The organism is Thalassotalea sp. G20_0, assembly GCF_017744175.1.
Taxonomy (GTDB): domain Bacteria; phylum Pseudomonadota; class Gammaproteobacteria; order Pseudomonadales; family Endozoicomonadaceae; genus Endozoicomonas.
In genome coordinates, this window is record NZ_JAGHQV010000031.1 from 1 (window position 1) to 18,754 (window position 18,754).

Sequence of the window (18,754 nt, forward strand, 5' to 3'; positions counted from 1 at the left end):
AAATTGGGCTTGTTTCATTGAAAGACTTATGGATCAGGTTTCACCATCATTGTTGAACCGCCCGGTGCGGACCCGCATGCCGGGTGCTGTGGGGAGGGTTGGAGAAAGACCAGCCCTTACCCGATTTTGACGCCAGCGAATACCGATGATCGTAAGCCAGTACCCGATCTCGTTGGAGAGCTGGCAGGCTGGCTTTATGGCGATAAAGGCTATATCTCAGAGAAGTTAGTTGCCTGGCTAAAAGAAAAAGGGCTGAACCTGGTAACGAAGGTCCGGAAGAATATGAAGCCAAAGGCGCTAAAAGCCTTTGATAAAGCGATGCTGCGAAAACGAGCAGTGATTGAAAGTGTGAATGATCAATTGAAAAATATTTCTCAGATAGAGCACACTCGGCACCATTCAACTTTGCGGTAAATCTGATAGCAGGGCTGATTGCTTATACCCGTCAACCCAAGAAGCCCCATATTGATATAACAGTGCTGACTGAAGGGGTTTCTATGGCTTTATGAGCGACGAACTCACGTTATCTATTGTCATGCCCGTTTGCCCTGAATCTTATTGATATCAACTGCATTTATTCTATCAGCATATATCAACTGACGGCTCGGCTCTCTCTGAAGATCGCCGCCCGCTTACCTGAAAAGGTCGCGACCCGCTTCCCGCCGCCCGCTACCCGTAAAAGCACAAGCAAATCTTTTTCGGGGAGCGGGCAGCGCCTTAAGGTAGGCCTTAAGAAGCTCCTGAATAATAACCGGTGGAGTCGTAATACCCCTGGTTGTATCCGTAAGTATCTTTGGCTTTCGGGTTGATCTTGTTCAACACCGCGCCAGTAACAGGTGCCCGGGCCTGCAGCAGTCGGCCAACGGCAGTGCTGACGGCGCTGGATTGCATACGACCGGCTTCCACCACATAGACCAGTCCGTCGCAGTGGCGGGAGACCATCAGCACATCGCTGACGTTCTGTACCGGTGGGCAGTCCAGCACCACATAGTCATAATGCTCCCGCAGTTTTTTCAGCAGGGCAGAGAACCGTTCGGACGACAGCAGCTCCTGTGGGTTGGGTGGCACCAGGCCACAGGGGATTACATCAATGCCTTCCAGCTTATGCACGGCATCATTGACGTTTGCAGTACCGGCCAGCAGGTTGGCCAGCCCAACAGAGCCTCCTTTAATGTGGAAGTTCTTACCCACCACCGGGCGGCGCAGGTCACAGTCCACCAGCAGGGTTTTGCCCAGCTGCCCCAGTGCCAGCGCCAGGTTCGATGCAGTCGAAGATTTGCCCTCGCCGGGTACCGTGGAGGTAACCGCAAACAGCCGGTGCTGCTGATCCATGGCGGTCAGGTTAATGCTGGTCCGGATGGTGCGTACCGCTTCTCCAAAGGCGTGCTGGCTTTTGTCGTTAAACAGGCTAAAGACATGGTCATGCAGGCTTTTATCCGTGAGCTTCGGCAGTACACCAAGTACCGGCAGGTTGAGCTTCTCTTCCACATCTTTGGTGGTGCGGATGGTGTTGTTGAGCATTTCCAGCAGGAAGGCGATACCGCAGGAGATCATCAACCCAAGCAGCGCTGCGATGGCAATAATCAGCTTCTTCTTGGGCTTGACCGGAATCTCTGGAACAAACGCTTTATCCACAATACGGGCATTGGCGGTTTGCAGGTCACTGGTGGCCGAGGTTTCCTGGATACGTTTAAAGAAAGCATCGTACAGGTCTTTGTTGGTCTGTACTTCACGCTCTAAAGCCCGCAGACGGAATTGCTTGCGGTTGATCTCCTGCACTTTGGCTTTCACCACGTTCACGGCAGCCTGCAGGCTCTTTTCGTTGGCCTTGTCGATTTCGTACTCCCGCTCAACCCCTTCCACAATATTGCGGATTTGCATATTGAGGTTTTCACCAATACTTTCCAGCTCGGAGCGGGCAGAGATCATCTTTGGGTGTTTCGGTCCGTAGCGGCGGGACAGTTCCAATACCTGTCGTTCGAGTTTGGACTCATCGCTTTTCAGATCCTGAATCAGCGGGTGCTGTAACACGGCCTGCAAGGTCTGGTTGTCGCCTTTTCGCAGATGACCGGAGCGGATTTGCTTATAGATGTTTTCAGAGACAGTGAGCTTGTTGCGCACCTGCACCAGGGACTCGGTCAGGGCTTTCAGTTCGTTGCTGGAGACGGTAAGCACCCCTTCAATATCGATCAGCTGCTCTTCTTCCCGATAGTCCTGAAGTTCTTGCTCGGCTACTTTCAGTTTTTCAGACAGTTCGCCCAGTCGACCCTGCATCCAGTCGGTGGCGTTCAGCGTCAACGACAGTTTCGACTCCATATAGGATTCGATATAAGCATTGGCAATGGCGTTGGCGATTTTTGCAGCCAGTTGCGGGTTTTCTGATTCCGCGTGAATTTTCACGATCTGGGTTTTACGCACCGGCTCAATGCTGACGTGGCTGCTCAACACATTGATGGTGTCCCGCATAATAATCGCCGCATCATCCCCTTCCTGCGGTGTTTCCAGACCAAACCAGCCCCGCCAGTTCAATAGCCCGGCGTACCATGGCGCTTCTCGCAGCGTGGTGTTGAATTCCGGGTTGTTCAGCAGGTTCAGTTTGTTGACCACTTTTTCCAGCACACCACGGGATTTCAGCACCTCAAACTGGGTGTTCAGATAGCTGTCGTTACCCCCTTCGATGCCATAGATCTCTTCAATGGAGACCACCTTGGCCTGTTCCTGCTCAATCTGCAGGGTGGCCGTAGCCTGGTAGATGGGCGTCATGGAGAACACCACCAGTATGGCCACCAGAGTGACAGCAGCGGTAAAACCGGCAATGGCCCAGCGATGGCTGTTCAGTACATGAAAGATCTGTCGCAGATCGATGATGTCGTCACCCGGCAAGGCAGGAGCCCGAGTGGGTGGCGATATGGGTTTGGTTTCTGTATTCATGGGGTTGTATAACCATTTAAAGCGGCTGTTCAGGAGCAGCACTAAAAACCAGGGTGATAAATCAGAAGAAGCTCTCGCTGATCACGATAATATCGCCGGGGAAGACGGAGTCGTTCAGAGACAGTTCCCGCTCCTTTGGCTGGCCATTTTCTTCACGGGTGACCGTAATGCCGCGCTTAGAGGCACGCTGGGTAAAGCCTCCCGCCAGCGCCACCGCCTTTTCCAGGGTAAGGCCAGGCTCAAACTGGAAACCGCCGGGAGATTTAACCTCTCCGCTGACGAAAAATTTTCGATACTCGACGATGCCAACACTGACTCTCGGGTCAATAAAATAGCCTTGCTTCAGCCGTTTGGTGATCATCTGCTCCAGCTGGCCTACTGTTAAGCCTTTGGCTTTAAACTCACCCAGAAACGGATAGGAGACGGTACCGGCATCGCTGAGGATCAGTTGCTTGTCCATATCCTCCTCGCCGTAGACCGAGATATTGATTTTATCACCGGACCCCAGCTCGTAGCGGGAGAGGCTCATGGGTTCGGCGGCGGACAAATAGCCACTGAAGATAAGCAGCGCAAGCAGCAGGCCTTTCTTCAGGCTTGAAAATGGGTTGAGCAAAACGGATTTCATCATTAAGACCTGGTTGATGTTGCGTCTCGGAGTAATCTTCAATGGCCCTGAACGTCTTCTACTCGCAGGGGTTTCCGGAAATGGATAAAAAAACAGGCCGGATTTTACACCAGCCTGTGGAAGATAAAAAACCTTTGACGTCTTTTATGCCTGTGGGTTTGCAGCCCTGTTAGAGTGCAATAGTGCCTGTCAGCATGTACGCACCGCGCTTATAGCTGTCGGCACCACCGTTAACCACTTTGTTGCTTTCGTCACGATCCGTGTGGTCGTAAGCCAGAGAAACAGTGGCGTTTCGCATCACGTTCCAGTCAACAGACAGGCCAAACCGGTTGATGGTACGGTCTTTCTGTACCACACCGGAAGCGTTTTCAATGTCTTCTTTAGTGAAGCTGTAGTTGGCATTCGTGGCAATTTTAGCGGTCCACTTGTGATTCCAGTTCAGGGAATAAGTCGAGCCGTCGGTAAACAGTGGATTGGTTGCACTTGGGTCTTCAGAGTCAAAACCGTAGTCGCGGCTGGTGCTCAGCTGGACTACTGAGTGCTCTAATGGCATATAGCTCACACCCACTTCCCAGCCGGTTGAGCTGTCTTTATCGACATTGGCGGCTTTGCTGTCGCGCTCACGTCTACCCAGTTTGGCATATCCGGTGGTTTTGCCGGTGGCTTCCCAGTTCAGACCGACCAGGTAGCTGATGACATCATAGCCATCCTGACCGGTTGCCGTGTAATCCAGTTCACGATTTTTGATTTCAATCAGGGCGTCGGTCTTTGGCATGAAACGGTAGTAAGCCGTGGCACCGTATTCAGTGGTTTTACGGTTGTTGCCTTCGGCGGAGCCATTGGTTTCCTGGTACTTCTGCTTGTTGTAATTACCAAACAGATCCACACGGAACATCGCTTCCATACTGCCGAAACCGTATTTCAGGCCACCTTTAGTGCGGGTGTATTCTGGTGCTTCTTTATCAATTGCCCCATTGATGGTGGAGCCAGCATCGTGATAACGACCAAAATCGAAGTCTGCATCTAAACGGTTGCGGCTGTTGATGTCTTCGTGAATCTTTCCAGTCAGGCCGTAGTCGATGTAGTTGGCATCAGACTCGCTGGAGAACGAGGTGTTTTTGGCGGCCAGCGTGGCCTCATAGGTGCTCATGCCTTTTTGCGCTTTGAAAGCAGCAGAGGCATCCAGCTTATAGACCGCAGAGCCTTTGTTGGCCAGTTCACCGTTGCCTTCACGGTATACGTTGTCATCGTAGCCCAGACCAAGGGTTGCCATCGGGGTCATTTCGACGGGGCCGAGGTTAATGTGACCAGCGTCTTCTACCCCGGTTCCTGCTGTGGCACTTACCGCATAACCAGCCAATGCTACCGCTAATGCCAGTCGATTAAAATTCAAGCCCTTCATTAATTCTATTACCCTGTAGTCCAGTGATGACTGCCGATAGTGGCATATATAATGTCTGGTAAGGTCACACAGTGTGGCACCAACGGCCAAACCGTACTTTTACTAAGGAACAGGTTATATAGCGAACCCTGCCCACTATGCGACACGGATTGTATTATAAAGATCATGTCAATATAATTTCCAGCTGGTATTGTACGACGTTACAAGTTTTTGAAAACTCGTCAAACCAGCATCATTTATAGAAAGGCAATACTGGCAATTAGGTAACCCCTTGGTATGGCCTGCTCCTGGCTCGATTGAAATCGGAAGGACCTTCATGAAAAAACAATTTATTGCAGCCGCCGTTCTGGCAATGTCTGCAATGACAGGGGTGGCCCAGGCGGACCTGGCCACCGATCTCACCCTTATGCCTGCCGGCGAGGCACTGGCCAAGGCGGTTCAGACTCAGGGTGTATCTGTCGAATCCCTGATTGCTGATGCAGCAGCACAGCTGGCCAATAACCCTCAACTGCTGAATGCCCTGGTGAGCGAAGCCGTTAGAGCCTACCCGGACCAGGCACCTCAGATCGTCTATGCTGCGGTACAGGCGGCACCGGCTCAGAAAGCTACCATTACCCGCGCTGCTACGGCACAGCTGGCTAATGATCCGGTTGCGCAGCAGGCCGTTCAGCAGGCAGCAGACGTTGCCGAACAGCAGGTTGTCCAGGGTGGCGATACTGGCAGTAGTACAGAGACTGTCGCCGAACAGGGCGAGTTTGAAGCGGAAAATACCGAAGTTGAGGCTCCGGCTCCTGAGGCATCAACACCTCCACCGCCTCCCCCACCAGCATCTGGTGGTTCTAACGATAAACCGACCTCTCCAGTCAGCCCGAGCTGATCAGTGGCAGGCTTCCGGCCTTCATCGGAAGCCTTCTGCAACTCCCCCTCTTTTATTACTTCTCGTCAATTTTGATTCCTGTTCAGATAACGCCTTTACTCTTCAAACTGTCTTCCGTTGTCTTTTATTGTTATGACTGATACCGAACCGAAACTGCCTGAGCACGTTGCCATTATTATGGACGGCAATAACCGGTGGGCGCGGCGCAAGTTGTTGCCAAGCCTTTCCGGCCATCGGGCTGCACTGAAAACGGTCAGGGCGGTGATCAAACGTTGTCGTGAACGGGGCATTTCCCACCTGACACTGTTCGCCTTCTCCAGTGAAAACTGGCGACGGCCTGCCGATGAAGTAAGCGGCCTGATGCAGCTGTTTCTGCACGCCCTGGAAAGGGAAGCCAATAAGCTGGCGGAGCATGACATCCGGCTGAAGATCATTGGGGATGTTTCGGCATTGAGCCCGCCGATTCAGAACGCCATCAACCAGTGTGAAACGGCCACCGCTAATTGCCGGGCCATGACGCTGTTGGTGGCGGTCAACTATGGCGGCCAGTGGGACATTACCCAGGCATTCCGGCACCTTGCAACCATCGTCAAGTCACAGGGCCTTGACCCTTTGTCAATTCAGGCGGAACAGATAGAAGAGTGCCTCGCCACAGCATCGACCCCACCGGTGGACCTGCTGATCCGCACCAGCGGTGAACAGCGGATCAGTAACTTTCTGTTGTGGCAGTGCGCATATGCGGAGTTCTATTTCTGCGATACACTCTGGCCTGATTTTACCCCGGCTGATCTCGATCTTGCGATTGCGGATTATCAGCAACGTCATCGCCGGTTTGGCCGCAGTGAATAAACCCATTTTTTCGCTGCCCGCCGCCCGCTTCCCGCTACCCGTAAAAGATAGAACGCATTCTTTTGCTTAAAGCGGGAAGCGGGAGACAGCTTGCACTGATATGGCAGTTATACACCGTGCTAAATCCTTTAAAAGCTTTTTTGCCACGGAGGCACGGAGGAAAAGCTTTTTAAAAGAAAAACTCCGTGTCTCCGTGGCAAAAAAATCACCAGCCAAAGACTCAATCTCCCGCAACCCGGTATCGCCAGAAATCGGCTTGCTCGACTCCCGAACCAGCTTCATCCCGTTATAGTCTTTCGGATTATGGCTGGCGGTCACCATAATGCCCCATCCGCCTTCAAGTACGAAGTAGCAAAATAAACCTCTTCAGTGCCACAAAGGCCAATATCAATCACCTCCACACCACCGGCCCTCAACCCATCACTCAGAGCGGTTTTCAGTTCAGGAGTAGAAAGACATCATCTTGGGCTTAAGGTATTCAGCAGTCGCCCGGCCAATCCGCCAGGCAATATCTTCATTCAATTCATCGGGCATACGGCCACGGATATCATAGGCCTTAAAACAATTAAGAGTGCTCATCCAAGACACCTGGAGTGAAAAAAGGTATATATTGGCCTATATTTAAGGTGGCCTGTAGATATATATTGGATACCAGAACAATCATGTTTGAGTATGATCCGGCAAAAAGTTTTAGCAATCTGGAAAAACATGGCATCGATTTCGATCAGGCTCAGAGCCTCTGGCTGGATGAAAACCGAGTGGTCATCAAGACCTTGATTTCTGACGAGCCTCGTTTCCTGCTGATTGCCAAATACGCCGGAAAACACTGGACTGCCGTATTTACGCCACGTAATGATAAAGCCCGAATTATTTCGGTACGTCGCTCAAGACCCAAAGAGATAGCCGCCTATGAAAGCCAAAGAATTTGACCAGGCCTTTGATGAAGGCCACGACAGCATTGATGAACATATTGACTGGTCCAGCGCTCAACGCCCCGGCCTGGAAACCCGTCGAATCAATATCGACTTTCCTGAGTGGATGATCACCGCCCTTGATCGCGAGGCCGCCAGGCTTGGTATTGCCCGGCAAGCGGTGGTTAAAACCTGGCTGGCCGAAAGGCTGGATCAGGGAAGGCGGAGTTAGCAACACTGTCCTGAAATAACTGACACATTGCTGATGTTATCCAGTAAAGAAAATACTTGCCACGGAGGCACAGGTGTGACAAGAGCAGAGTCGGTCTGCTCGCAACTGCAATTGAGATGGAGGTAGGCCCTCCGGTGGCGGCTTCTGGATGCAGCCACCAAACCACCGTAAGCTGCGCTGGTAAAGAGCCGACGTGGTGAGCGCTACGGAAAAGGCGCAGCTTGACTGCGTCAGGTGTGAGATCAGGAGATGAACGCAAGTGAACCACTGATGACGTCTCGAAACGTGGTCTGATGACATCAAAAATGGAGAGCTGTGTTACACCATGATGAGCTCAGGGGATAGCCAGTTGCTGCCTGAGCAGTGTCCGGGATATAGGTGGCATGAACTGATTTCAGGCTCTTTTGTGGAACGTGGGAATCTGTCGTTCTGGTGTTAAGGGAGCCAGCCAGGCAGCTGAACTGCACAGGCTGTGAGTACCGATACAGAGCACAGAGGAGGACCAGTCCGGTTCTGTGAGCGCCTGAGGGGGAGGTTCCCTTGGGTGACTCGACAGGAAAAGCTTTTTTGTCTTTTCTCTGTGTCTCCGTGGCAAAGTGCTGTACTTGATCGGATCTCATCGGAAATGCGGGCCTGATTGCTGACGGTGCGCGATTATTAATCATAGGCACTTTGCAAATATTGATACGTGTCATTACTTATCATCATCCCAAACGCTTAGGCAAGGCCAATGCCAGTTTTCCCGCATTGGAGGATGGGATACGGATTCTTAACTTAGTACTATTGTCTTCTATTCAATCGTCTGCTGCGTTCCGGTTCAGCAGAAGCGATATCAAAGGAGACGTTGCTATGGATCGTATTCATCTGGCACAGGTACCCCGAAACAACCAGGGGAAGATCAGTTATTCCTCTATTCCTTCCATGGTGGTGCGGGTGATGGTGGCGGAGGAAGAGCTGTCGGTTCTGCAGCGGCGGGTGAAACGGAACTATGATGTTCGGGACCGGTTGCATATTTCTGAAGAGGAGCTGGTTGGGCTTGAGGAGCATATTGCGGATTTGGAAGAGAAGCTGGGGGAGTGGCGGACGTTGGTGGAGTAGTCATGAGCCCATATTTGCCTTACCTTTTTAGTTCCCAAAAAACAGGCTGAAATAACAAGAAGAAATCAATGCTTTCTTCCGTTTTACCCAAAAAATAACTTGCTAAACTGTTGGAAAACAAGAGTGCCAAGCGTTTTTGAGGGGGCAGCGCCTGTATGGGCGTACGAGTTCGAGTCTCGCCTTCGGCACCAATAATATTTTGGTTCATGACTATTGTTTGGCAATAGTCACATAAAAAAGGCCTGAGATGGCTTTTTTTTGTATCTTCGTTTTCTTCTTCTCGTTCCTTATGTTTCACTTTTTAAAAAAATCTACTATCAAAAAAATGTAAGGCAATGAATATCTCAACAGCAACTGTCACCGGCAATCCGCTCGGCAATATCCTGAGATAGGTATTAGAAACAGTGGAAATAAGTAAGTTCTTCCGGGACAAACCCTCTCAGCCTGTTTAAACGCTATCCTTATACAAAAATAGCGACAAGAGACAGGATAAGTGCCCGTGAATATTGACGATGTTATCAACCGGTTATCAAACCATGTGATGGGTGAGCTGCCCAGGGAAACCCTGCTGGCGGCCAGTGAGCAGCGGACGGAATTGATTCCGCGCCTGCTTGACTATCTGGAAGGCGTTGCCGGGCAGGGGGATGAGATACCCGAAAGCCAGCGTGTGGATCTGGTCTTTTTTGCCTTTTATCTGCTGGCTCAGTTTCGGGAATCGAAGGCATTGCCGGTGATGCTTCGGATAGTGTCTGCCAAACCCCGGACGGTCAATCGACTGCTTGGTTATGTGGTCAGTGAGAGCCTGGCGCGAATACTGGCATCGGTGATGGCCGGTGAAGAAAATGGCGAAAGTGACACCGTTAACGGATGTAACGTGGAGCCACTGAAGCAGTTGATTGAAAACACAGCGGTCCATCCTTGCGTTCGATCTTCCTGTTTGACCTGCCTGACGATTCTGGTTTCCCATGGGTTTCTGCCCCGTGAAGTGCTGGTCAGCTACTTCCAACAGCTGTTTAGTGGTGGGCTTGAGCAGGAGCGGAGTCCGGTCTGGGACGGGTTGGTCTCTAACTGCATCATTGCCGGAGCCGCCGAGCTGGAAACTTCTGTTCTGGACGTGTTTGACCGGGGACTGCTGACCGATTCATTTATGGGCAGGGAGCGGTTAAGTACGATGTTACAGGAGCATTCCGGCGAGGTAAGCTTTCCATCCTATGAAAGCTCTGCCCTGATTGATGATTGTGTGGCTGAGTTGCAAGGTTGGGCCAGCTTTAACAGTACGCGGCCGCAGGAGAAGCCCGCTGAAAGAGCACCTGTCGGAAGCAACGCGGAGCCAGAGGGCGCTCAGCGTGTGATGCGGCCCTGGCCAGCCAGAAAGCCCAAGCCACCGGTTCGCACGCGAGCCGGGGCTCAGCGGTTGCCGGGTCAGCAACGGCCCTTTCCATCTTCCTCTCCCGGGAAGCCTGCACAGCCGCTGGTCAGACAACACCCGAAGGTGGGAAGAAATGACCCCTGTCCCTGTGGTAGCGGGCGCAAGTATAAGAAGTGTTGCGGCTGATGGGTGAGAAAAGGTCGTTTCCCACGGGGTGAGAGGGTGTTGGTATAAAGCTTTTGCGACAGTAACGGTGAGCCGTGGGAATTGCAATAGTTATTGCTTTAGAACGGAGTTCAATATTTAGAGGTTGTTATCATCGACATAATGGGGGTTTGGTTTGCCATACCAGCTGCCAAGTCCCAGAAAGGTAGATGCATCACGTACTGGTTTAATATTTGCGTATGATGGCTGATTATTGGGTAGTGGAAAGCCTGAATATTCAATAAAGTCTTCTGGTCCTTTATATTGTCTTTGAAGCAATGAAGTTAGTGCGTTAGTACCACCGGCAAAAATTTTCGTGACAACACAATGCCTGGCAGTTAATAGGCCTTGCGGTTTAAGTTCTGCATAACCTTGTCTTTTTCTGATTTTCAAAGCTGGAATTATATGATCTTTTAAATTATCTATCGTGGAGTTTACAGATTCTTCAGATATAGTAGACCTTGCAGTTTTTACAGCAGCCCTGTCAATTTCATATATGGTTTTCAGATGTTCAAGATGTGCTTTGACAAAATATTCTTCCTTACATTGCCATAATCGCATGGCATCATGTAAGGTTAGGGTCTTTTTAAAATCATTTTCATCTGAGGCTTCTATTAATATTCCTTTCAGCTTATTTTCAGTCTTAAGCATATTTTTAATCATGGAAAGTATAATCTGGTTGTTTTTTAGAGAAGCGATGAGGCTATTAGTTGGAATAGAAACAGTGGGGCCATATCCATCAGAGTAATCAAGCGTTTGCATTAGTAGACCATTTTTTCCCTTAAGCGGTATCAGTGGGGGCTGTATTGCGCTTGCCGAAGAGTCCAGCTCCTTTAAAGGTATATTTATATCGCTATGAATCCCACCGTACGTATAGAGGAGTGCCAACCGATAATAATGGCTTCGTAACGCTTGATTTTCCAGTCCTGCGTTGTGTAGTCGCGTACTATTAACAAAGTCTTTATGGAGTTTATCGCAGTCGGGTATCTTTGAATTTTTCAATGCTTTATAAAAGTCTTCATTCAGTTGGTCGACAGTAATGACGTCCACCGCCCCTGATATTCCATCACAACTTGATTCTGCAGCAATAAATTTCATTGGTTTATCAGTCAGAACGTAAACATGAAAATCATTGAACTTTGCAAGGCTCTTGAAATGGTGAACTATTTGCACTTGTCGCTCAGGGAGCGTTTTATTACCAACCCATTCAAAAAAATGATTTCTTGGAATTAATTCTCCATATATCTGACTTTTAAATTCTTGATATGTACTCTTTATTTCAGAATCTTTTTGTATCAACTCCTGGAAAAGATTGTTTGCAGGGAGGGCTCGAGGGGAGATGTGCATAAATGCTCCAATTAATTATCGATATTCAGTGCTATTGAACTGAATCCACCATTCACATGTTACTATCATCGACATAATCAGGATTTGATTGACCATACCAGCTGCGTAGTCCCCGGTGGTTGCGCCCATCGTGTAATGGCTTAATACTTGCGTAAGATGGCTGGTCATCTGGCAATGGAAATCTTAAAGATTTTGTGAAGTCTTCTATTGCTTTATATTGTTCTCTACTTAATTGTTTTCTATTTAATTGTTCCCTGATTATAGGAGCTAGTGCGTCAGTACCACCTCCTAGCATTCTTGTGACAATAAAATGCCTGGCAGTTACAAGTCCCTGTTGTTTAGCTACTGCATATTCTGTGGATTTCAAAGCTGGAACTAAATTATCTTTTACTTGAGATGCTATAGAGTTTAAATATTCTTCAGATGAATCAGGATATGCATTTCTCATTGCATTTTTAGTAAATTCAATAAATGCTTTGATATAATATTCTTCCTTGCATCGCCATAATCGCATTGCATCGTGTAGGGTCAGGGTCTTTTTAATCTCACTATTATCTGAGTTTTCTATTAGTGTTTCTTTCAGCTTATTCTCTAGATTAAGCATATGTTTAATCATGGAAAGAACAATCTGATTGTTTTTTTGGGAAGCGATGAGGGAGTTATCCCAATGGGGAACTGTCCCGCCAGATCCAGGAACGGGAATATCAATAGTGCGTATTAGTAGACCATTCTTTCCCCTAAGTGGTATTAATGGGTGTTGTAATGCACTTGCCGATGAATCAAGTTCCTTTAAAGGTATATTTATATCACTATGAATGCCACCGTATGTATAGAGGAGCGCCAGCCGATAATAATCACTTCGTAATGCTTGGTTTTCCAGCCCTACGTTGTGTAGTTGCGTAATGTTAACAAAGTCTTTATAGAGCTTATCGCAGTCAGGCTCATTAGAATCTTTTAATGCTTTATAAAAGTCTTCATTCAGTTTGTCGACAGTAATGATTTCCATCGTCCCGGATATGCCATCACACTTGGATTCTGCGGCAATAACTTTCATTGGTTTATCAGTCAGAACGCAAACATGAAAATCATTGAACTTTCCAAGGTTCTTAAAATGGTGAACTATTTGTACCTGCCTCTCAGGGAGAGTTTTCTTACCAACCCATTCAAAAAAATGGTTTCTCGGTATTAATTCTCCATGTGTTTGACCTGTGAATTCTTGATATGCATTCTTTATTTCAGAATCTTTTCGTATTAACTCTTTAAAAAGATTGTTTGTATGTGAAACTTGAGTAGAAGAGATGTTCATAAAAACTTTGTTTAACTATTGATATCCTTTGATCGCAAAGAGTTAAATTTGTTAAATTTGATCTGGTCATAAGCTTAAGAGTGTGTAGTAAAGAAAAAGTTCCATAGATTCGAATGAGAAAAGAGCACCACCCGCAATAACTGTTCAGGTTGCACGGGTAGCGTACAGCAGATCACCGGCAATAAAACACCTATCCGATGGTAACTTCCTCGCTTTGGATGTCCAGTCGGGACTTCACCCGGCGTTCTTCCAGTTCTTTTTCTGCCTGTTCTTGCAGTTTTCCAATGTACTCACAATAGGCCGTCAGGTTTTTCCTGCGGTTCTGGTCGAATTGTTCAAAACGATCTTTAAAGATCAGCTGATCCTTTTTATCCAGGTTCATCCAGCCTGGTCTGAAACCCAGGTCTTCCGGGTTTAACAGGTCGTGCACAGCGACCCATTCCTCGCTTTGGCGAAGTTTCATGCCGGGGTTGATAATGTAATGGCCTCGACGGATGCGCTTGAATAACTTGCGGTTGTAAGGCGCATCCCGATCGACCTCATTGCCGGAGAGAATACTGCTGATGTAGCTCTGCTTTTTCCGGCGTTCCGGTAAGACCTCGTCTGGCAGGGGTTGCACCCATTCGGTAATGTCTTTGGCCGTGAAACCCTCGCCTCTGCCTGCCAGTTCGCCCAGTTTGCGATAAAACATGGCAAACATCAGGTTCAGTACAAACAGTCCCATCAGGCGCTTGTCCAGCTTGATCAACCGGCCCTGGGCCTGGATGGACAGGCTGTCCGGTTCCAGATTGTTGTAGACCGGTGCCAGTTTATGGCGGGCATAGCGCTCATCCATCAGTGCCTGTTCCAGTGCCATCTGCAGGGCGTTGAGACCATGGCTGCCAGACAGATCCGGATTGGCACCGCGTTCCATCAGTTCCCTGACCAGGGCAGCATTGCCAAGACGGGCGGCGACCATCAACGGGGTCAGGTTGAAGATGGTGCGGTGGTCGATGCCGTATTTCTCCGTGTCGCGCAGTACACTGCCGGGATTATTGAGGTCGTAGGTCATGTAGTGCTTTTGATGCAGTTGTTTGACCGCTTTTTCTTCCGTCTGTGTGGCGGGTTTAAAGCCACTGGTGAGCAACTGGTTGAGCATGGGGCGATGCCAGTGGATCAGGGCGTATTCCAAAGCCAGCAGCTGCTTTTTCTTGTTATTGCCGCTTGTGGCTTCTTTCTGCAGTTCCGTGAAGGCGGTGCGATCGAGTACCGGCCAGGGCACCGGCTTTTGCTGCAGTATCCGGCTGCGGATCTCATCAGCCTGTTCCTGTTTGCCCTGCAGTTCCAGCTTGCGGGCCTCTTTCTGCCACTCATCCAGGCTGGAGTCCTGCTTATCCATCTGCAGGTCACCGGTAAATCGTTCCAGGTCCAGTAGCCGCATTAACGGATGCTTCTGGTTGGCTTCGATAATGTAGAGGTTGCTCACCGCCCGGGTAATGGCAACGTAGAGGGCGTTGATATAGAACTTGTAGACCTCCAGGGATTTGTCCTGTTTGTTTTTCGCCCTGGCGTATTCCAGCGTCTCTTTTTCCAGCGCGGCCGGGTCTACACCTGCGGCAATATCCCGGAAGCTCTTTTCTTCATCGCTAATAAAGTTGTAAAGAATGATATTGTCGTATTCCAGCCCCTTGGCCTCCTGGATGGAGAAGACCAGCGGCGTATTAAACCACTGACGGGCGGCGGCTTTCTGGTCCGGGTGCATCACCAGCACGGCAAAGCGGGTGGAGCGGGCGGTTTTGCTGTCCAGGTCCTGTTTGACCTTTTGGCTGTTGGCCAGCAACTGCAACTGCCCCCGGTGTTCGCCAATGCTGTCGACCAGGTAGTTGCTCTCTTTGTCGATGGAGCCAAAGCGTGCGTGCTTCAGTTTCAGAATCCGGTTGGCAATATGGGTGATCACCGGTGCATTGCGGTAATTGGATTGGAGTATCCGGATTATCTCACCCTCGCCGGTCAGGCCCTGCTGCTCGAAAAACAGGGTCTTGACCTTGGACCAGGAGAAAAAGTTCGGGTGAACAATCTGGTTGGAGTCACCACAGAGAATAAAGTGGCCCGGATGTCTGAGGGTCTTCAGTATCAAGTAGAGCTGAATGTTGGTAATGTCCTGCACCTCATCCACCACGATAAAGTCGTACTGGGGTTCGGCACTGGCCAGGTAACTGTGGCTGATAATATTAGTGTCGTATAACTGTTCCTTTTCCAGGAACTGCCGGTATTTATCGAACAGATCGTAAACACCCGAACGCTCTTCTTCACTGAAGATGGATTGTTTCACCCCCAGCTTCAGGTACTCAGCACGGGAAAGCCAGGGTGATTCGGTGGAAGGGCCGGTTAGCACGCCCCGGAACTCCTCAAAGAGTTTATGGGGGTCTTTCTGTTTGCTGTTGCCCTTATGGCGCTGGAACCAGCCTTCAAAGTCTTTCAGCGTTACTTCCCGACCGGCGGGTACCCGAATGCTTTCCAGGAACTCCCGAAAGGAGAGAAATTCCACATTCTGTTCTTCATTATCGTAGTGGTGAGCGTAGTAAAGATTACGGGCGCTTTGTACCAGAAAGGGGGAGTGACTGACATAGAGTACGTCGCCCGTCGTTTTTTTCATTTTCTCCAGGGTCAGAGCGGTTTTGCCGCTACCAGCGCTGCCGATAATCACCAGGGGTGGCGGTAGCTGATAAACGGACTGCTGTTCACCGTCGAAGGAGATTATCTTGTCCAGCAGGTTAAAGCGGTCGTGGTCGGTATTGAGATAAGTCAGTTCTGGTGAGGACTCGGTTTCCGAAGCGTCAAACGCCGGAATTTTTTCCTCATCAATGGTCACCCCTCGTTCCAGGAAACGGGACTTTTCATAGGCATGATTGCGGATATACTCCAGAATCAGGCAATAGGACTCGCCATTGTAGCGGTGCAGGGAGAATAACAGCCGGTCGTTGCGGTTCAGCCGTGCGCGGTAAAGGTTATCCCCGATCTTGCGCACATCCGCTTGCTGGAAATTATTGTTCTCAAGAGCTTTGCGAACTTTGGCAAAGCCGGGTATCTGGTCTGCGTTGAGATCGTTGTATAAAAGTATATTCATGGGCTACAAAGTAGAAAACCTGATGTGTTTTTGCGAGCTCCGAATGCTCTCATGAGTAGATACCAGTATTATGAATGGGTGGCCGTTGGCCAGCAAATGTTCAGAGATGTCTAATTCGATTGGTGTTGGTGGTAAATCGGAAATCCTGTCAGGGCTTTATGCGGTTGACGGAATTGACCGTTCAGGGCAGGGGCATTCTTTCGGGTTTCCCGTTATTGGCAAACGGGGTGGCTTTACCGGGTTTACAATTGCGCGTTATAAAGGGCGTGGCCGGTCTCTGGCGTTTCCTGCCGGGCAGGGTGAGCAGAATCACAATAAAGATCTGCTCAGGCAGAATGAGATTGTTCACCGGTCATTAAGGTCTCGTCGTATATATCCTCTGCTGAGTTTTATTCGCCCTTTTTTATTTCATCCTTTTTTATTCCGTCCTCATAAGCTTCGGAGGCGCTACTGGCCCAACAGTTACCCTGCTCATCGACCACCATTCAGCAGCCACTATCCTCAAACGATGGGTGGTCTGGTTGTTTTTGGGCAGACTGGCGGGATCATGCAACGGTTCCTGCCGGTTGCCAGAAAAAGGCAGCCTTGGAAAGCCACAAAAAAAACAGTCAGGAAAGAGAGTGCCTGGCAAGTTGGTCACGGTAAGATTGTCGGTGGTAAAGCCATTTTTCCGGACAGTGATCTGGTCTTTTTTCAGTTGTGTCTTGACTATTATGCCAACTACACCAAAAACGCCAATCACCCAGCCCGGCATGGGGCACATTCCCAATATGATCCGCGACACCGACCATACTGTGATCTGTCCTGTGGTGATCCTGCATATGGTCAGGTAATGGACTGCCCTGAGGAATGCTCTGGTCGATGCTTGCCAGAGGGGCCGGGAAGGCAATGCGAGAGCCCGGGGAAGCATCCCTGCTTTTTCAATGGCACTTGCTTTTGTGGCAAAGGCAGTGATTCCGGTGTTGTTATGTTCAGAAAGTTCCGGATCGGACTTTGGAGCATCAAGCTGTTAACCGCTTTGTTTTTATTCTTTCTTCTTATTTCGGTACTGGAAGCCTTTACAGGTCTTCGTGGCTCGGTCTCTTTCGCCAGCCCTTCTGCTTCGGAACTTTTGTCCGGATTAATCGTTGCCCTGGGGATGATGGCAATGGCCCTATTGGTTTTGTGTGTACTGATAAAGTAATACCAACTCCGCCTTCTGAAGAGCGTTTTGAGCAAGCTGTTTTGGATTGTCGCTATTGGTTTCTGATCATTTGGTCATTTTATATGTTTACCGTCGGGAACTTTATGTAGCAATTGTTGACTAATGCTTTATTCGCTAATTCGAAGATGGCTCCTGTGGACAGGTTATTCGCAGGAATATCTTTGATCTGTCCAACCTCCTCCTTTTGCTGGCAATCACCCGGTTAAAGAAGTTGTTTATATGTGTAGTAGTTAAAACGATGGATTCAGTAAAAGTGTATGCCGGTTTCAATTTGAACGATTTGAATAACCCGGAAAGACCTCAGCGCCCCAATAGTTCTGATGAAAACAACGCCTCTGGCACATTCTCCCGGATGTGCAGGCAGGTGGCTTCTCTCCAGCCAGAAGCGGTTGGCCCTGCTGTGCAACCCCGGGAGACTGATAGTGAGTCATTTATCCCCAATATACCTGGCCCTGCTGCTCATCCTTCAGACTCCGGCACTTTTGATTGTGTTTCTCAAACCAGCCTTGCTTCGGCAGGTAAAGTTACCTCGGAGCGGGATAAACCGTCAATTGAAGATCACTGGTATCAAAATGGTAAATTTGAGTATCTCATAGATAATCTTTTGCCAGACAAATACCGGAACTATTTATTGCAGGAGGATGTTATTACGGACGATGAAATGAATGAATTAAGAGCAAAAATTTCGTACAAGCGTAAAGCCGAGAAATTAGTTCTGATGATACAAAAAAAATACCAAAACCCTGGCAGTTTTGGTTTGACTAAGGAAAAAATTCTGGGAACAATGTTTACAGCCCTCGGTCAACACCAGTCATTCTTGCAGAATTGTATCAACAAGGAATATCTGGAAACCCATCCCGGCAGTCTTAAATCCATTACTTCATCTGGTAATCAACAATCAGTGCCTGAGGACAGGCGTAATGCACAGTATGCAGCCGCAGGACAAGAGTGTGGTGCGTACAGAGGTGAAACAAAACAATGCTGTGAGCATGATGATCAAGGGTTAATGAAGAAAGGCGGTAAAGGTCCAAAAGATGATACAAACAACAAATTTTCCAATGTGAAAGACAGGTTTCCTGTTCAGGAAAGTTCAGTACTACAACAACCATCATTGCAGGCACCGCTCCGGTTTTACCCATGATCAGTGTAATCTGATGAATCGGTAAAATTCTCCATCCATGGCAGGGAGTGCCTCGGGCAAGTTGACAGCTCTGGGAAAAGGGAGATAATAGAGCGGTTTTTTGTGGTGTAGAGTTTTACCATTACTGTTTTGTAGCCAGCTTTTGTAACGAT

Annotated in this window: 16 protein-coding genes and 3 pseudogenes; 10 read left to right on the forward strand and 9 right to left on the reverse strand. The window is 49.1% G+C overall.

The annotated features are described in order from the left end of the window. Nucleotides 1-126: 126 nt before the first annotated feature. Entirely contained in the window at nt 127-414 is a 288-nt protein-coding gene (locus J7438_RS17185) for a transposase (protein WP_209277518.1), read from the forward strand. Nucleotides 415-729: 315 nt separating this feature from the next. Here J7438_RS17185 and J7438_RS17190 read toward each other — a convergent pair whose 3' ends face one another. The 3 genes from J7438_RS17190 to J7438_RS17200 form a co-directional block, all read right to left on the reverse strand. After that, on the reverse strand, nt 730-2,931 hold the full coding sequence (locus J7438_RS17190; RefSeq protein ID WP_209203133.1) for a GumC family protein: 2,202 nt from the start codon (nt 2,929-2,931) through the stop codon (nt 730-732). 61 nt (nt 2,932-2,992) lie between these two features. Next, nucleotides 2,993-3,559: a polysaccharide biosynthesis/export family protein gene (locus J7438_RS17195; protein ID WP_209203132.1), complete on the reverse strand. Its 567-nt coding sequence runs from the start codon at nt 3,557-3,559 to the stop codon at nt 2,993-2,995. Between the two features lie 166 nt (nt 3,560-3,725). Beyond that, nucleotides 3,726-4,958 (reverse strand): outer membrane beta-barrel protein, encoded by a 1,233-nt coding sequence (locus tag J7438_RS17200; protein ID WP_209277519.1) that lies wholly within the window; start codon nt 4,956-4,958, stop codon nt 3,726-3,728. Nucleotides 4,959-5,274: 316 nt separating this feature from the next. On the opposite strand from J7438_RS17200, the gene J7438_RS17205 reads away from it, so the two are divergent. Then, entirely contained in the window at nt 5,275-5,835 is a 561-nt protein-coding gene (locus tag J7438_RS17205; protein ID WP_209277520.1) for a hypothetical protein, read from the forward strand. Between the two features lie 132 nt (nt 5,836-5,967). Continuing rightward, nucleotides 5,968-6,684 (forward strand): polyprenyl diphosphate synthase, encoded by a 717-nt coding sequence (gene uppS, locus J7438_RS17210; protein WP_209277521.1) that lies wholly within the window; start codon nt 5,968-5,970, stop codon nt 6,682-6,684. 66 nt (nt 6,685-6,750) lie between these two features. Here uppS and J7438_RS27840 read toward each other — a convergent pair. Together J7438_RS27840 and J7438_RS27850 are read right to left on the reverse strand one after the other, a co-directional pair. Continuing rightward, nucleotides 6,751-7,085 (reverse strand): annotated as a pseudogene (locus J7438_RS27840) (hypothetical protein). A gap of 40 nt (nt 7,086-7,125) precedes the next feature. Continuing rightward, on the reverse strand, nt 7,126-7,263 hold the full coding sequence (locus J7438_RS27850; protein WP_286196664.1) for a hypothetical protein: 138 nt from the start codon (nt 7,261-7,263) through the stop codon (nt 7,126-7,128). Between the two features lie 65 nt (nt 7,264-7,328). Here J7438_RS27850 and J7438_RS17220 point away from each other — a divergent pair, with 65 nt between their 5' ends. From J7438_RS17220 to J7438_RS17230, 3 genes are all read left to right on the forward strand, one after another. Next, complete coding sequence (locus J7438_RS17220; protein ID WP_286196665.1) at nt 7,329-7,613, forward strand: BrnT family toxin; 285 nt, start codon at nt 7,329-7,331, stop codon at nt 7,611-7,613. Further along, nucleotides 7,594-7,827: a type II toxin-antitoxin system BrnA family antitoxin gene (brnA, locus tag J7438_RS17225; protein WP_209202811.1), complete on the forward strand. Its 234-nt coding sequence runs from the start codon at nt 7,594-7,596 to the stop codon at nt 7,825-7,827. Before J7438_RS17220 ends, brnA begins: the two co-directional genes overlap by 20 nt. An 849-nt stretch (nt 7,828-8,676) precedes the next feature. Next, a complete protein-coding gene (locus J7438_RS17230) occupies nt 8,677-8,925 on the forward strand; it encodes a hypothetical protein (RefSeq protein ID WP_209277522.1) in 249 nt (82 codons plus the stop codon). 19 nt (nt 8,926-8,944) lie between these two features. Here J7438_RS17230 and J7438_RS17235 read toward each other — a convergent pair whose 3' ends face one another. Further along, the gene (locus J7438_RS17235; RefSeq protein WP_209277523.1) at nt 8,945-9,223 is read right to left on the reverse strand and encodes a hypothetical protein; all 279 of its coding nucleotides are present in this window, start codon (nt 9,221-9,223) and stop codon (nt 8,945-8,947) included. Nucleotides 9,224-9,424: 201 nt separating this feature from the next. On the opposite strand from J7438_RS17235, the pseudogene J7438_RS27855 reads away from it, so the two are divergent. Next, nucleotides 9,425-10,183, forward strand: a pseudogene (locus tag J7438_RS27855) (DUF1186 domain-containing protein); the annotation flags it as partial. A gap of 219 nt (nt 10,184-10,402) precedes the next feature. Next, a pseudogene (locus tag J7438_RS28670) lies at nt 10,403-10,480 on the forward strand (SEC-C metal-binding domain-containing protein); the annotation flags it as partial. Between the two features lie 117 nt (nt 10,481-10,597). Here J7438_RS28670 and J7438_RS17245 read toward each other — a convergent pair. The 3 genes from J7438_RS17245 to J7438_RS17255 form a co-directional block, all read right to left on the reverse strand. After that, nucleotides 10,598-11,845: a glycosyltransferase gene (locus J7438_RS17245; RefSeq protein ID WP_209277524.1), complete on the reverse strand. Its 1,248-nt coding sequence runs from the start codon at nt 11,843-11,845 to the stop codon at nt 10,598-10,600. 52 nt (nt 11,846-11,897) lie between these two features. Beyond that, entirely contained in the window at nt 11,898-13,151 is a 1,254-nt protein-coding gene (locus tag J7438_RS17250) for a glycosyltransferase (protein WP_209277525.1), read from the reverse strand. Between the two features lie 190 nt (nt 13,152-13,341). Continuing rightward, a complete protein-coding gene (locus tag J7438_RS17255) occupies nt 13,342-16,257 on the reverse strand; it encodes a UvrD-helicase domain-containing protein (protein WP_209277526.1) in 2,916 nt (971 codons plus the stop codon). 106 nt (nt 16,258-16,363) lie between these two features. Between J7438_RS17255 and J7438_RS17260 the strand changes: the two genes are divergently transcribed. Continuing rightward, the gene (locus tag J7438_RS17260; protein ID WP_209277527.1) at nt 16,364-17,440 is read left to right on the forward strand and encodes a hypothetical protein; all 1,077 of its coding nucleotides are present in this window, start codon (nt 16,364-16,366) and stop codon (nt 17,438-17,440) included. Between the two features lie 205 nt (nt 17,441-17,645). Continuing rightward, the gene (locus J7438_RS17265; RefSeq protein WP_209277528.1) at nt 17,646-18,602 is read left to right on the forward strand and encodes a CARD domain-containing protein; all 957 of its coding nucleotides are present in this window, start codon (nt 17,646-17,648) and stop codon (nt 18,600-18,602) included. Nucleotides 18,603-18,754: the final 152 nt, after the last annotated feature.